General features: G+C 69.4%; 13 protein-coding genes. 11 read left to right on the top strand and 2 right to left on the bottom strand.

Going from position 1 to position 13,807, the window contains the following annotated elements; all coding sequences use genetic code 11:
- Positions 1 to 23 precede the first annotated feature (23 nt).
- The 3 genes from ABEA33_RS16455 (at position 24) to arc (ending at position 4,054) form a co-directional block, all read left to right on the top strand.
- The gene (locus ABEA33_RS16455) at positions 24 to 1,160 is read left to right on the top strand and encodes a site-2 protease family protein (protein ID WP_345527926.1); all 1,137 of its coding nucleotides are present in this window, start codon (positions 24 to 26) and stop codon (positions 1,158 to 1,160) included.
- A gap of 70 nt (positions 1,161 to 1,230) precedes the next feature.
- Positions 1,231 to 2,160, top strand: a complete 930-nt coding sequence (locus ABEA33_RS16460) for a tRNA (adenine-N1)-methyltransferase (RefSeq protein ID WP_345528001.1) — start codon at positions 1,231 to 1,233, stop codon at positions 2,158 to 2,160.
- A 124-nt stretch (positions 2,161 to 2,284) separates the two neighbouring features.
- Complete coding sequence (gene arc, locus ABEA33_RS16465; RefSeq protein ID WP_345527927.1) at positions 2,285 to 4,054, top strand: proteasome ATPase; 1,770 nt, start codon at positions 2,285 to 2,287, stop codon at positions 4,052 to 4,054.
- A gap of 145 nt (positions 4,055 to 4,199) precedes the next feature.
- Here arc and ABEA33_RS16470 read toward each other — a convergent pair whose 3' ends face one another.
- On the bottom strand, positions 4,200 to 4,670 hold the full coding sequence (locus tag ABEA33_RS16470) for an aminoacyl-tRNA deacylase (protein ID WP_345527928.1): 471 nt from the start codon (positions 4,668 to 4,670) through the stop codon (positions 4,200 to 4,202).
- Positions 4,667 to 5,296, bottom strand: a complete 630-nt coding sequence (locus ABEA33_RS16475; RefSeq protein WP_345527930.1) for a class I SAM-dependent methyltransferase — start codon at positions 5,294 to 5,296, stop codon at positions 4,667 to 4,669. Before ABEA33_RS16475 ends, ABEA33_RS16470 begins: the two co-directional genes overlap by 4 nt.
- 41 nt (positions 5,297 to 5,337) lie before the next feature.
- On the opposite strand from ABEA33_RS16475, the gene dop reads away from it, so the two are divergent.
- The 8 genes from dop to ABEA33_RS16515 all read left to right on the top strand — a co-directional run bounded on the left by dop (position 5,338) and on the right by ABEA33_RS16515 (position 13,785).
- Positions 5,338 to 6,846: a depupylase/deamidase Dop gene (gene dop, locus ABEA33_RS16480; protein ID WP_345527931.1), complete on the top strand. Its 1,509-nt coding sequence runs from the start codon at positions 5,338 to 5,340 to the stop codon at positions 6,844 to 6,846.
- 41 nt (positions 6,847 to 6,887) lie between these two features.
- Positions 6,888 to 7,085 (top strand): ubiquitin-like protein Pup, encoded by a 198-nt coding sequence (locus ABEA33_RS16485; protein ID WP_345527932.1) that lies wholly within the window; start codon positions 6,888 to 6,890, stop codon positions 7,083 to 7,085.
- A gap of 82 nt (positions 7,086 to 7,167) precedes the next feature.
- Positions 7,168 to 8,010, top strand: a complete 843-nt coding sequence (prcB, locus tag ABEA33_RS16490; RefSeq protein WP_345527933.1) for a proteasome subunit beta — start codon at positions 7,168 to 7,170, stop codon at positions 8,008 to 8,010.
- Complete coding sequence (prcA, locus tag ABEA33_RS16495) at positions 8,007 to 8,870, top strand: proteasome subunit alpha (protein WP_345527934.1); 864 nt, start codon at positions 8,007 to 8,009, stop codon at positions 8,868 to 8,870. The genes prcB and prcA overlap by 4 nt, the downstream gene beginning before the upstream one ends.
- Before the next feature lie 473 nt (positions 8,871 to 9,343).
- On the top strand, positions 9,344 to 10,705 hold the full coding sequence (gene pafA, locus ABEA33_RS16500; RefSeq protein WP_345527935.1) for a Pup--protein ligase: 1,362 nt from the start codon (positions 9,344 to 9,346) through the stop codon (positions 10,703 to 10,705).
- A gap of 119 nt (positions 10,706 to 10,824) precedes the next feature.
- On the top strand, positions 10,825 to 11,787 hold the full coding sequence (locus ABEA33_RS16505) for an FKBP-type peptidyl-prolyl cis-trans isomerase (RefSeq protein WP_345527936.1): 963 nt from the start codon (positions 10,825 to 10,827) through the stop codon (positions 11,785 to 11,787).
- A gap of 22 nt (positions 11,788 to 11,809) precedes the next feature.
- Positions 11,810 to 12,799, top strand: a complete 990-nt coding sequence (locus ABEA33_RS16510) for a helix-turn-helix transcriptional regulator (protein WP_345527937.1) — start codon at positions 11,810 to 11,812, stop codon at positions 12,797 to 12,799.
- Positions 12,796 to 13,785 carry a helix-turn-helix transcriptional regulator gene (locus tag ABEA33_RS16515; protein WP_345527938.1) on the top strand — a complete coding sequence of 330 codons (990 nt, stop codon included), beginning with the start codon at positions 12,796 to 12,798 and terminating at the stop codon, positions 13,783 to 13,785. The genes ABEA33_RS16510 and ABEA33_RS16515 overlap by 4 nt, the downstream gene beginning before the upstream one ends.
- Positions 13,786 to 13,807: the final 22 nt, after the last annotated feature.

Genomic DNA, 13,807 nt, shown 5'->3' on the forward strand with positions numbered 1-13,807 from the left:
GGGCCGTCGGATAGCCTCACCACGTGCCCGACTCGCCCGCCAGCCCGCGACCATCGGGCACCATCAAGATCGGCACGATCGCGGGCAGCGACGTCCTCGTATCGTCGTCCTGGTTCCTCGTCGCCGGCCTGATCGCGTTCATCGTCGCGCCCCGGATCGAGGCGTCCTCGCCGGGCATCGGCGCCTGGAAGTATGTCGCGGGGTTCGCGTTCGCCGTGATCCTCTACCTGTCGGTCCTGCTGCACGAGGCCTCCCACGCGGTGATGGCGCGGCGACTCGGGTTCCCGGTCGGCTCGATCACGCTCCACTTCCTCGGCGGGATGACCTCGATCGAGGGGGAGGCTCGCAAGCCGCGCCAGGAGTTCCTGATCGCTGTCGTCGGTCCGCTGACATCTCTCGCCGTCGGAGTCGTCGCGGTGGGCCTGTGGTTCGTCACACCGGACGGACTGCTGCTCGTCGCCGTCGAGGGCCTCGCCGGAGCCAACCTGCTCGTCGGCCTCCTCAACCTCATCCCCGGTCTGCCGCTCGACGGAGGCCGCGTGCTCAAGTCGCTGGTGTGGCGGATCTCCGGCAACGTCCACCGCGGCACCATCGTCGCCGGGTGGGCCGGCCGGGTGACCGCGGTGGCCGCCATGCTGTGGCCGGTCCTGCAGTCGCAGGTGACCGGGGTGGAGCCGACGATCCTCGACTTCCTGCTGGCAATCGTCGTCGCGGCGTTCCTCTGGTCCGGCGCGACGGCGGCCATGTCCGCGGCCCGGCTCCGAAGTCGGCTGCCGCAGCTGGTCGCACGCCGGCTCGCCCGCCGTACCCTCGCGGTCCCCGGTGACCTGCCGCTCGCGGAGGCGGTACGCCGTGCAGCGGAAGCCCAGGCCGGCAGCCTGATCACCGTGACGTCGTCCGGTGTCCCGGTCGGCATCGTGAGCGAGGCGGCTCTGGATGCCACCCCTGAGGAGCGTCGCCCGTGGGTCGCGACCTCCGTGGTGGCCCGCTCGCTCGACGATGGCCTGCGACTGCCCGCCGAGATCGCCGGTGAAGACCTCGTCACCGCGATCAGTCGCCACCCGGCGTCGGAGTACCTCCTCATCGAGGACGACGGGTCGGTCTTCGGCGTCCTCACGACGGCCGACGTCGATAGGGCCTTCCAGCGGGGCGGACACTAGTGTTCCGGGGGTGTCCGACACCCCCGAAGCAGCTCCCGCCACCGACTCCGCGCCCGACTCTGCACCCGATGTGGCCACCGAGGCATGGTCCGGGGTCCACCGCGGCCCGTTGCGCGAGGGGGAGTGGGTGCGCCTCCTGGACGGCAAGGGCCGCCGGCACAACATCTGCCTCGAAGCGGGGAAGACCTTCCACACCAACCGCGGCGGCATGTCGCACGACGACCTGATCGGTCGTGAAGAGGGCTTCACGATCACCTCCACGTCCGGCGGCGAGTACCTCGTCTTCCGGCCGCTGCTCTCCGAGTTCGTCGTCTCGATGCCGCGCGGTGCCGCGGTCGTGTACCCGAAGGACGCGGCCCAGATCGTCGCGCTCGCCGACATCTTCCCCGGCGCGCACGTCGTCGAGGCGGGCGTCGGCTCCGGCGCACTCACCTGCTCGCTGCTGCGCGCCGTCGGCCCGTTCGGCCGCGTCACGTCGTACGAGCGCCGCGAGGAGTTCGCCGACGTCGCCCGCCGCAACGTCGAGCAGTTCTTCGGAGCCCCCGAAGGGCAGACGCACCCTGCCTGGGAGCTCACCGTCGGCGACCTCGCCGAGGCACTTCCTGCCTCGGGCGCTCGCGCCGACCGGATCATCCTGGACATGCTCGCGCCCTGGGAGTGCCTCGATGCCGCGGCGGACTCCCTGTGGCCCGGCGGCATCGTGTGCGCGTACGTCGCGACCACGACCCAGCTCTCCCGCTTCGTGGAGACGGTCCGGTTGCACGGCGGGTTCACCGAGCCGCAGGCCTGGGAGTCGCTGGTCCGCGACTGGCACGTCGAAGGTCTCGCCGTACGCCCCGGCCACAAGATGATCGGGCACACGGCCTTCCTGGTCACCGCCCGCCGGATGGCTCCCGGCGAGAAGGCTCCGATGAAGAAGCGTCGTCCGGCGCCGGGTGCCTACGGGCCCGACTACACCGGCCCTCGTCCGGCCGGTGTGCCGGTCGACCTGCCCGAGTAGCCCCACGGCGTCCCCACGCGCCATCGGCGACCCACTTGCGTCCAAATCGTGACCAACTCCCCGAAATGACTACGCCGGTCGTGGGGTCACGCGGGTAGGGTCGAAGTCACAGGAGGTGGCGCTGATGTCGACATCCGATGGCGTTTCCAGTGCGGGGGGCCACACCCCCGCGGAGCTCGCTGAGCAGGTTCGGTTCCTGGAGGCGGAGGTCTCCGACCTCCGGCTGCGGTTGAGCGAGAGCCCCGCGGGCTCCCGCGGGTTGGAGCTCCGGCTCGCGGAGGCCCAGCGCTCGCTGGCCGGCCTGACGTCGCAGAACGAACGGCTGGCCGGCACCCTGCGCGAGGCTCGTGACCAGATCATGAAGCTCAAGGAGGAGGTCGACCGGCTGGCCCAGCCGCCCGCCGGCTTCGGCACCTTCCTGAGCCGCAACGACGACGACTCGATCGATGTCTTCACCGGCGGCCGCAAGCTGCGCGTCAACGTGAGCCCGAGCGTCGACCTCGACAGCCTCCAGCGTGGCCAGGAGGTCATGCTCAACGAGGCCCTCAACGTCGTCGCCGCCCTCGAGTTCGAGAAGGTCGGCGAGGTGGTGATGTTCAAGGAGCTGCTCGCCGACGGCGACCGCGTCCTCGTCATCGCCAACGCCGACGAGGAGCGCGTCGTACGCCTCGCCGAGCCGCTGCTCACCCAGACGATCCGCGCCGGCGACTCACTCCTGCTCGACACCCGCTCCGGCTACGTCTACGAGAAGGTCCCGAAGTCCGAGGTCGAGGAGCTCGTCCTCGAAGAGGTCCCGGACATCGACTACTCCGACATCGGCGGGCTGTTCAGCCAGATCGAGACGATCCGTGACGCCGTCGAGCTGCCCTACCTGCACCCCGAGCTCTTCGTCGAGCACGAGCTCAAGCCGCCCAAGGGCGTACTGCTCTACGGCCCACCCGGGTGCGGCAAGACGCTGATCGCGAAGGCGGTCGCCAACTCGCTGGCCAAGAAGGTCGCCGCACGGCATGGCACGAACGCTGCCGGCCAGGAGGTCAAGTCCTACTTCCTCAACATCAAGGGCCCCGAGCTGCTCAACAAGTACGTCGGCGAGACCGAGCGGCACATCCGCCTGGTCTTCCAGCGGGCCCGCGAGAAGGCCAGCGAGGGTACGCCGGTGATCGTGTTCTTCGACGAGATGGACTCGCTCTTCCGCACCCGTGGATCCGGCGTCTCCTCCGACGTCGAGAACACCATCGTCCCGCAGCTCCTCAGTGAGATCGACGGCGTCGAGCTGCTCGAGAACGTCCTGGTCATCGGGGCTTCCAACCGCGAGGACATGATCGACCCGGCGATCCTGCGGCCCGGCCGCCTGGACGTGAAGATCAAGATCGAGCGCCCGGACGCCGAGTCCGCGCGCGACATCTTCAGCAAGTACCTGACCCCGTCCCTCCCGCTGCACGCCGAGGACCTCGGCGAGTTCGGCGGCGACCGGGACGCCTGCGTCGCCGGGATGATCCGGGCGACGGTCGAGCGGATGTACACCGAGACCGAGGAGAATCGCTTCCTGGAGGTCACCTACGCCAACGGGGACAAGGAGGTCCTGTACTTCAAGGACTTCAACTCCGGCGCGATGATCCAGAACATCGTCGACCGGGCCAAGAAGATGGCGATCAAGGACCTCCTCGAGCACGACCAGAAGGGCCTGCGGGTCTCGCACCTGCTGCAGGCGTGCGTGGACGAGTTCAAGGAGAACGAGGACCTGCCCAATACGACGAACCCGGACGACTGGGCCCGCATCTCCGGCAAGAAGGGCGAGCGGATCGTCTTCATCCGCACGCTCATCACCGGCAAGCAGGGCACCGAGCCCGGGCGCTCCATCGACACGGTCGCCAACACGGGGCAGTACCTGTAGGCAGTCGGCCCGGCGTTTACCCGACGCCGGGCCGGGGCACGGTCACATCATGCTCTGGTTGATGGTGGTGTTGATCGGGCTGATGGCTGCCTCAGTGAGCTGGCGGCTCACCCGACGCTCGTACGACGACGCACGCCACTGACGCTCACGTCGAAGGCTCGGTCACATCCGCAACGGTGGCGCCGAGCGCCACCGCGAACGCCGCTGCGTCCACGGTGATGGCGACGCCGTGGCCGCCCCCGCCGATGCTGATCGGTCCCTCGATCGAGGCGTCCGCGATCACCGGCAGCGGCGTGCGGCTGCCCAGCGGTGTGATGGTCCCGCGGACGTAGCCGGTCACGTCGTACGCCGTCTCCGCGCTCGGCATCGAGATCCGGCTGACTCCCAACAGCGCGCGCAGCTTGGGCCAGGCGATCTCCCGGTCGCCCGGCACCAGCACGAACCGGTGGTCGTCGTCGTTGAGGCGCACGACCATCGTCTTCACGATCTGGTGAGGCTCGACGCCCCGCGCATCTGCCGCCTGGGCCAGCGACGTCACCGGCCCGTGCCTCGTCACCGTGTGCTCCAGCCCGAGAGCCTCGGCTGCGGCGATCGCCCGCGTCGACTGGTCGCTCATACCGGCGACGGTACGGCGCGGCCGTTGAACACGTAGCTCCACGGGCGAGCGACGGCCGGTCCCGGCAGGTACGCCGCCTCCAGCGCCACGACCTCGAGGCCGGCCGCGCGGACGAGTGCCGGGATGTCGCGGCTCAGGTGGCAGCCGCCGGCGACGCGCCGCTCCACCGGATCCAAGCGATGTTGCCACCGCGCCACGGGGAGGTCAGGGGAGCGACCGTGCTCGAGGAAGTGGAAGGCACCACCGGGTCGCAGCACTCGGCGTACCTCCGTCAGTGCCGCACCCACGTCGGGGATCGTGCAGAGCGTGAACGTCGAGAGCACCGCGTCGTACGACGCGTCGTGGGCCTCCAGGCGCTGACCGTCCAGGCCGACCCTGGCGATCGGGACAGACGCCGAGAGCCGTCGCTTCGCCGACATCGACCACCCGACGTCCGAGGGCTCCACGGCGTCGATGCCTGTGACCGCTGCCGGGTAGGCACCGGCATTGAGCCCGCTGCCGAACCCCAGCTCCAGCACCCTGCCAGCGAGACCGGCGCAGACCACGTCCCGCAGCGACATCACGTCAGCGGTCGACAACGCCCGGTCCACGATGTGCGGGACGACGCGTTCGGTCCACAGGCCCATCTCCCCAGATTAGGCGCTCGACGCTCGCGTACGCTCGGCACATGAGCGTCCGACGGGTGATGGGCAACGAGGTCGAGTACGGCATCGCCGTGCAGGGCCAGCCGTTGGCCAACCCGATGGTCGCGTCCTCGCAGGTCGTCAACGCCTACGCCTCGGCCACGATCAAGGCCCGGCGAGCCCGGTGGGACTTCGAGGAGGAGTCGCCGCTCCGCGACGCCCGAGGGTTCGACATGTCCCGGCAGGTGGCGGACTCCACCCAGCTCACCGACGAGGACCTCGGGCTCGCCAACGTCATCCTCACCAACGGCGCCCGTCTGTACGTCGACCACGCCCACCCGGAGTACTCCAGCCCCGAGGTGACCACGCCGCTCGATGCCGTGCTGTGGGACAAGGCCGGCGAGCTGGTCATGCTCGACGCCTCTCGCCGCGCGGGGCTGCTCCCGGGCGGCTCGCCGATCGTGCTCTACAAGAACAACACCGACAACAAGGGCTCGTCGTACGGCGCTCACGAGAACTACCTGATGCGGCGATCCACGCCGTTCGGCGACATCGTCCGCCACCTCACGCCGTTCTTCGTCAGCCGTCAGGTGATCACCGGCGCGGGCCGGGTCGGGATCGGCCAGGACGGCCGCGAGCACGGCTTCCAGCTGAGCCAGCGCGCGGACTTCTTCGAGGTCGAGGTCGGTCTCGAGACGACTCTCAAGCGCCCGATCATCAACACCCGCGACGAGCCGCACGCCGATCCGGAGAAGTACCGTCGCCTGCACGTGATCATCGGCGACGCCAACCTGTCGGAGATCTCGACGTACCTCAAGGTCGGCACCACCGCGGTCGTCCTGGCGATGATCGAAGACCGCTTCATCACCGCCGACCTGACGGTCGACGGCCCCGTGGCGGGCCTGCGGGCGATCTCCCACGACCCGTTGCTGCAGCACAAGGTGCGTCTCACCGACGGCCGTGAGCTGACCGGCATCCAGCTGCAGCTGGAGTACCTCGACCTCGCGAAGAAGTACGTCGAGGACCGGTACGGCGCGGACGCCGACGCCCAGACCGTCGACGTCCTGGCGCGATGGGAGTCGGTGCTCGACCGGCTCGAGCGGGACCCGATGTCGCTCAAGCGCGAGCTCGACTGGGTCGCGAAGCTCAGCCTGCTCGAGCAGTACCGCCAGCGTGATGGGCTCGACTGGGACGATGCCAAGCTGCAGCTGATCGACCTGCAGTACTCCGATATCCGCCCCGAGAAGGGGCTCTACCACCGCCTCGTGGCCAGCGGCCGGGTCGACCGACTCCTCACGGACGCGGCGATCGAGGACGCCATGCACGACCCGCCGGAGGACACGCGCGCGTACTTCCGCGGTCGCTGCCTCGAGAAGTACGCCGAGCACGTGGCCGCCGCGTCGTGGGACTCGGTGATCTTCGACCTGCCCGGCCGTGAGTCGCTCCAGCGGGTCCCGACGATCGATCCACTCCGTGGCAGCAAGGCGCATGTCGGCGAGCTGCTGGACCGAAGTGAGACGGCGGAGGCGTTGTTCGCCGCTCTCACCCGCTGAGTCGGCCCTCAGCGTCACTGCTCGCTCGCTAGGGTAGAGACATGGCACAGGAGCAGAAGCAACCGCGTCGCTCGTCCGAGACCGAGGAGTCCGTCGAGACGGCCCCGGAGACCGACGTCGCCGAGCGCAAGGAGGCGCTCGACAGCGATGTCGACGACCTCCTCGACGAGATCGACGACGTGCTCGAGACCAACGCCGAGGACTTCGTGAAGTCGTTCATCCAGAAGGGCGGGGAGTAGGGGTGGGCGAGCGAAGCCGGCTCACCATCCGATCCTGCGTCCTCAGTGCCTCATGCGCGCACGGAGCGAAGCGGGTACGTGCATGAGCAGTCCGCGTCTCCCGGCCGCGTTCCTGCAGCCGGGCACCTCGTCGTTCTCGGAGTTCCTGTCCGTCCAGGCTCCGGACCTGCTGCCGGGCCGCCGGGCGATCCCGCAGGGGCACGCAGGCGACCTCGCGCCGCACGGCACCACGATCGTCGCCGCGACGTTCCCGGGTGGTGTGATCATGGCGGGTGACCGTCGCGCCACGATGGGCAACATCATCGCCCAGCGCGACATCCAGAAGGTCTTCCCGGCCGATGAGTTCTCCGCCGTCGGCATCGCCGGCACCGCGGGCCTCGCTGTCGAGATGGTGCGGCTCTTCCAGACCGAGCTCGAGCACTACGAGAAGATCGAGGGCAGCACGCTGTCCATGGACGGCAAGGCCAACCGGCTCTCGGCGCTGATCCGCAACAACCTCGGCATGGCGATGCAGGGGCTCGCCGTCGTACCCCTCTTCGCCGGCTACGACCACAACACCGAGGGTGGCCGGATCTTCAGCTACGACGTGACGGGTGGCCGCTACGAGGAGACCGCGTTCCACTCGGTCGGCTCCGGCTCACTGTTCGCGCGCGGCTCGCTCAAGAAGCTCTACCGCGACGACTTCACCGCCGTGCAGGCCGTCCAGGCCGTCGTCGAGGCGCTGTACGACGCGGCCGACGACGACTCGGCCACGGGAGGGCCCGACGTGACGCGCCGGATCTTCCCCGTCGTCCAGGTGATGACCACCGACGGTGGATACCGGATGCCGGACGTCGAGGTCGCGGCCATCGCGGACCGCGTGATCGCCGGCCGGATGGGCCGGCCGGACGGTCCGTCGGCCGCACTGGAGGGGGGTGCCCGATGAGCATGCCGTTCTACGTCTCGCCCGAGCAGCTGATGAAGGACCGGGCCGACTTCGCCCGCAAGGGCATCGGCCGCGGTCGCTCCGTCGTCGCAGTGCAGTACGCCGACGGCGTCCTCTTCGCGTCCGAGAACCCGTCTCAGGCGCTGCACAAGGTCTCCGAGATCTACGACCGGATCGCGTTCGCCGCGGTCGGCCGCTACAACGAGTTCGAGAACCTGCGCATCGCCGGCGTACGCCTCGCCGACATGCGCGGCTATGCCTACGACCGGCGCGACGTGACGGGCCGCGCCCTGGCCAACGCGTACGCCCAGACCCTCGGGACGATCTTCTCCACCGGCGGCGAGAAGCCCTACGAGGTCGAGCTCTTCGTCGCCGAGATCGGGGACACCGCGGCGGATGACCAGCTCTACCGGTTGACCTACGACGGGCAGGTCGCCGACGAGCACGGGTATGCGGTGATGGGTGGTGCGGCCGACGTCGTCGGTGGCTACCTCAAGGAGCACTACATCGAGACCGGCTCGCTCGCCGACGCCTTGCGGGTCGCCGTTGCTGCGCTCGGTCACACGGACGCCGATGACCGGGTGATCCCGGTGGCCGACCTGGAGGTCGCGGTGCTCGACCGCACCCGGAGCCAGCCGCGGAAGTTCGTCCGGCTGCGGCCCGCGCGCCTCGACGAGCTGCTCGTCGGCCGCGGTGAGGCCACCCCGGCCGAGCCGGGGCCCGACGACCTGGGCGGCGGTGTCTCGCCCTCGGACGGCGGTCCCGACGACCCGTCCGACCCGACGGACCAGGTGAGCGGCCACGTCGCTCCGCTGGAGGACCCGCTCACCGGCGAGCCTCCCGTCGCTCCTCCTTCCTGACGGGGGTCTGGGTGTTGCGGCGCGATCGATCGGCGCCGTTTGGTCACCAACCACAGATCGGGAACGCTCCCATCTGCGGTTGATGACCAACCGTGCGCCGGTTGAGCCACGGCCTGGGTGTGTGGAAGCAGCCTGGCCTCGGCCCGCGCCAGGAGTGGGACCGGGATCTGAAGGCGTACCTCCTGATCCCGCTCGAGTCGGCGCTCCGCCTCGACCACGATCGGATGACCGCCGTTCTGGCCTCGCGCCGGCCCGGCGTGCGCATGCTCCGGGAAGCATGGCGCCGAGAACTCGCTCTACTCCGACGTCGGTCGCGACCGGATCATGAACCGATGGCGACGGCTCGGTGGCATCGCGGGTTGGTCAGGGTCTGCGTAGTCAGCACCCCCTCTACCGCGGTTGGTGACCAAACTGCGACCACAGATTGCGCAACACATCCCTGCGAATGCCCAGCTGGCACCTAGGCTGCACTCATGGATCGGCGGATCTTCGGGATCGAGAACGAGTACGGCGTCACGTGCACGTTCAAGGGTCAGCGCCGCTTGAGTCCGGACGAGGTGGCGCGCTACCTCTTCCGCAAGGTCGTCAGCTGGGGGCGCAGCAGCAACGTGTTCCTGCGCAACGGCGCCCGTCTGTACCTCGACGTCGGCAGCCATCCGGAGTACGCCACACCCGAGTGCGACGACGTCGTCGAGCTGGTCACCCACGACAAGGCGGGGGAGCGGGTCCTCGAAGGGTTGCTGCTCGATGCCGAGCAGCGCCTTCACGACGAGGGCATCGCGGGCGAGATCTACCTGTTCAAGAACAACACCGACTCCGCCGGCAACTCCTACGGCTGTCACGAGAACTACCTCGTCAGCCGCGCCGGCGAGTTCTCCCGGCTGGCCGACGTGCTCATCCCGTTCCTGGTGACCCGCCAGATCGTGGTCGGCGCTGGCAAGATCACCCAGACCCCGCGCGGGGCCAACTTCAGCGTCTCGCAGCGCGCCGAGCACATCTGGGAGGGCGTCAGCAGCGCGACCACCCGGAGCCGGCCGATCATCAACACCCGAGACGAGCCCCACGCTGACGCGGAGAAGTACCGGCGATTGCACGTCATCGTCGGTGACTCGAACATGAGCGAGACCACCACCATGCTCAAGGTCGCCAGCTGCGACCTGGTCCTCCGGATGATCGAGGAGGGCGTGGTGATGCGCGACCTCACGATGGAGAACCCGATCCGCGCGATCCGCGAGATCTCCCACGACGTCACCGGTCGCCGCAAGGTCAGGCTCGCGAACGGCCGCGAAGCCAGCGCGCTCGACATCCAGCACGAGTACTTCTCGAAGGCCCGTGACTTCGTCGACCGGCGCGAGATCAGCACCCCGGTGATCGAGGCCGCGCTGGATCTGTGGGAGCGCGGCCTGAAGGCGGTCGAGTCCGACGACCTCGGCCTCGTCGACCGTGAGATCGACTGGGTCATCAAGTGGAAGCTGATCGAGCAGTACCGCGCCAAGCACGGACTACCGCTCGGCCACCCCAGGATCGCCCAGCTCGACCTCGCCTACCACGACATCCACCGCGAGCGTGGCCTCTACTACCTGCTCGAGAAGCGCGGGATGGTCGCCCGGATGACGACCGACCTGAAGATCTTCGAGGCCAAGTCCGTTCCGCCGCAGACAACCCGGGCCCGTCTGCGGGGGGAGTTCATCCGCCGTGCTCAGGAGCGCCGCCGCGACTTCACCGTCGACTGGGTGCACCTGAAGCTGAACGACCAGGCGCAGCGCACGGTGCTCTGCAAGGATCCGTTCCGGGCGTACGACGAGCGGGTGCAGCGCCTGATCGACGGGATGTGAGGCGGACACGACCCGGCGGTCAGGATCCGCTCAGGGTCGACGGCTACTGTGTCGTGGCTGGCAGACCACATCGTGTCGGTCACGCATCGAGTCCTGTACCCGAACCGAAGGTTGATCCTGTGTCACGACGTCTCCGACGCCTCCCGGTCCTGCTCCTCCCGCTCGTGCTGGGCACCACCCTGGTGGCCTGCGGTTCCGACAGCGGCTCCGACGGGGACGACTCGAGCTCGTCCGACGCGCTCCACGGCATCACCATCACCGGTGACGTCGGTGAGGCACCGAAGGTGAAGTGGGACGGCAAGCTCGACGTCAGCAAGACCGAGACCACTGTCGTCACCGAGGGTGACGGCGACAAGGTGGCCGAGGGGGACCAGGTCTCCGCCAACATCTGGATCGGCAACGGCGCCACCCAGAAGCAGGCCTACAGCACGTACGACAAGGGGGGCAAGCCGGAGTCCATTCCGGCCAGCGCCGAGCTCAACCCCGTCTTCAAGGACGCCATCCTCGGGCAGACGATCGGCTCGCGGGTCGCCGTCACGGCCACCGCCGCCGATGCGTTCGGCGAGAGTGGCAACCCCCAGATGGGCATCGGCAACAAGGACACGGTCCTCATGATCGTCGACCTGATGAGCGTCACCACCGTGCTCGACGGTCCGGACGGCAAGGAGCAGAAGGCGCCGTCGTGGGCGCCGGGCCTGGTCACCGACGCTGACAAGGTGACCGGTCTCGACTTCAGCGGGACGCCGAAGCCCAACGGCAAGCTCCGCTCGGCCGCGCTGATCGAGGGGTCGGGCGACAAGGTCAAGAAGGGCCAGAACATCACGGTCAACTACCTCGGCCAGGTGTACGACGGCAAGAAGCCGTTCGACGAGAGCTACAGCGGCGAGCCGGCCTCCTTCGCGATCGGCGTGGGCCAGGTCGTGCCCGGCTGGGACAAGACCCTGGTCGGTGCGACGGTCGGCAGCCGGATGATCCTCGCGATTCCGCCGGCCGACGGCTACGGCAAGAAGGGCAACTCGCAGGCGGGCATCAAGGGCACCGACACGCTGTACTTCGTGGTCGACATCCTGGCTGCATCCTGATCCATCGGGAAGGATCAGCAGCATGAGCAGCACGACAGGCCGGAAGAGCGAGCGCCTGCTGAACCTGCTGATCATGCTGCTGGTCCAGCGGCACTACGTCAGCAAGGACCGGATCCGCGAGTTCCTGTACCCGGATGCCTCCACCGAGGCCTTCGAGAAGATGTTCGAGCGCGACAAGGAAGAGCTGCGCAGCCTCGGCGTACCCATCGAGGTCGGCAACATGGACGCCTACTTCGACGACGAGCCCGGTTACCGGGTCCGCGCGGACCGGCTTTCCCTGCCCGACATCGCGCTGACGCCCGACGAGGCCGCGGTCATCGGTCTGGCCACGCGGGTCTGGCAGCATGCTCGTCTTGCCGACGCAACCACGGATGCGGTCCGCAAGCTGACGGCCCTCGGTGTCGAGGTCGACGAGTCCGCGCTGGACATCGCCGAGCCTCGGCTCTCGGCCGACGAGCCGTCGTTCGACGTCTTCTGGGAGGCCACCCAGGAGCGGAGCGCCGTCGAGTTCGACTACCGCCGCCCCGGAGCGCCGCGCACCACCACTCGCCATCTGCAGCCGTGGGGCGTCGTGCGCTACTCGGGTCGCTGGTACGTCGTCGGCCTCGACACCGACCGCGGTCAGGAGCGGGTCTTCCGGCTCTCGCGGGTCGAGGGCGAGGCCCGTCGTACCGGCACACCCGGCTCGTACGACGTACCGCCCGGCACCGACGTCCGGGCCACCGCCGTCCGGCTCGCGCCGGCGCCGTCGACAGGGGAGGCGGTCGTCTTGGTCCGTCGCGACGCCGGCATCGCGCTGCGGACCGACGCGGTGGCGATCGAGGCCGACGTCCCCGGTCCCGACACCCGCACCGCATGGGACCGGGTCCGGATCAGCCGTGGCAGCCAGGGGGTCGCCGACGAGCTGCTCGGCTACGGTTCGGCGGTGTACGTCGAGTCGCCCGCCGAGCTGCGCGCCGAGGTCGTCGACCGTCTGCGGGCCGTCGTCGACGGTGTCGAGGTGGCGTCGTGAGCGTTCAGCCGGCCGGCGCCAAGGACCAGGTGGCCCGGCTGCTGACGCTGGTGCCGTTCCTGCATGCCCGCGGCGCGGTGCGGTTGGAGGATGCCGCGGCCGCGCTCGGCGTACCCGCCGAGCAGGTGCTCGCGGACCTCAACGTGCTGCTGATGTGCGGACTGCCGGGTGGCTACCCCGACGACCTCATCGACGTCGACCTCGAGGCGCTCGAGGAGCCGGGCGGTGACGGCGTCATCCGGGTGACCAACGCCGACTACCTGGCGCGTCCGCTTCGGCTGACGCCCACCGAGGCCACGGCGATCATCGTCGCCCTGCGTGCGCTGCGGGGCAGCGCCGCCGAGGAGACCCGGGAGATCGTCGACCGGGCGCTCGGCAAGCTCGAAGCGGCGGCGGCCCACGGCTCCGCGGTCGCCCAGATCGACCCCGGCGACACGGCCGGCGGACCCGACCTGGTGCGTCTCGAGGCGGAGCTGCGCCAGGCCACCGCCAGGCACCGGCAGGTGCGCCTGAGCTACTACGTGCCGTCGCGCGACGAGCAGTCCGAGCGGATCGTCGACCCGCGCGGCATCGTCACTGCCCACGGCTTCACCTACCTGGACGCCTGGTGCCACAGCGCCGAGGCGCCGCGGCTGTTCCGGCTGGACCGGATCGCCGAGGCAGTGGTCCTCGACAGCGAGATCCAGACCGAGCCCGAACCCCCGCGCGACCTGGGCAAGGAGGGCTTCTTCGAGAGCTCGCCCGAGTCGATCGTGGCGACTCTCGAGCTCGACCCGGCGGCCCGGTGGGTCGTCGAGTACTACCCCGTCCAGGCAGTACGCCGGCGCCGCGGCGGCCGGCTCGAGGTGGATCTGGTGGTGGCCAACGAGCGGTGGCTCCAGCGGCTGCTGCTGCGGCTCGCGCCGCACGCGCGCGTACTCGCCCCGACGGCGTACGCCGAGTCGTTCGCCGCCGCAGCCGAGGACGCCCTCCGGCTCTACAACTGACCGGCGTACTATTGCCGACGCC

It is taken from the genome of Nocardioides endophyticus, assembly GCF_039543845.1.
In the GTDB taxonomy this organism is placed as follows: Bacteria; Actinomycetota; Actinomycetes; order Propionibacteriales; family Nocardioidaceae; genus Nocardioides; species Nocardioides endophyticus.

Coding starts and splice junctions, on each gene's coding strand:
- ABEA33_RS16510 (WP_345527937.1), top strand. CDS start 11,810: ATGAGCAGCACGACAGGCCGGAAGAGCGAGCGCCTGCTGAACCTGCTG.
- ABEA33_RS16475 (WP_345527930.1), bottom strand. CDS start 5,296: ATGGGCCTGTGGACCGAACGCGTCGTCCCGCACATCGTGGACCGGGCG.
- prcB (WP_345527933.1), top strand. CDS start 7,168: ATGAGCAGTCCGCGTCTCCCGGCCGCGTTCCTGCAGCCGGGCACCTCG.
- prcA (WP_345527934.1), top strand. CDS start 8,007: ATGAGCATGCCGTTCTACGTCTCGCCCGAGCAGCTGATGAAGGACCGG.
- ABEA33_RS16470 (WP_345527928.1), bottom strand. CDS start 4,670: ATGAGCGACCAGTCGACGCGGGCGATCGCCGCAGCCGAGGCTCTCGGG.
- dop (WP_345527931.1), top strand. CDS start 5,338: ATGAGCGTCCGACGGGTGATGGGCAACGAGGTCGAGTACGGCATCGCC.
- pafA (WP_345527935.1), top strand. CDS start 9,344: ATGGATCGGCGGATCTTCGGGATCGAGAACGAGTACGGCGTCACGTGC.
- ABEA33_RS16485 (WP_345527932.1), top strand. CDS start 6,888: ATGGCACAGGAGCAGAAGCAACCGCGTCGCTCGTCCGAGACCGAGGAG.
- arc (WP_345527927.1), top strand. CDS start 2,285: ATGTCGACATCCGATGGCGTTTCCAGTGCGGGGGGCCACACCCCCGCG.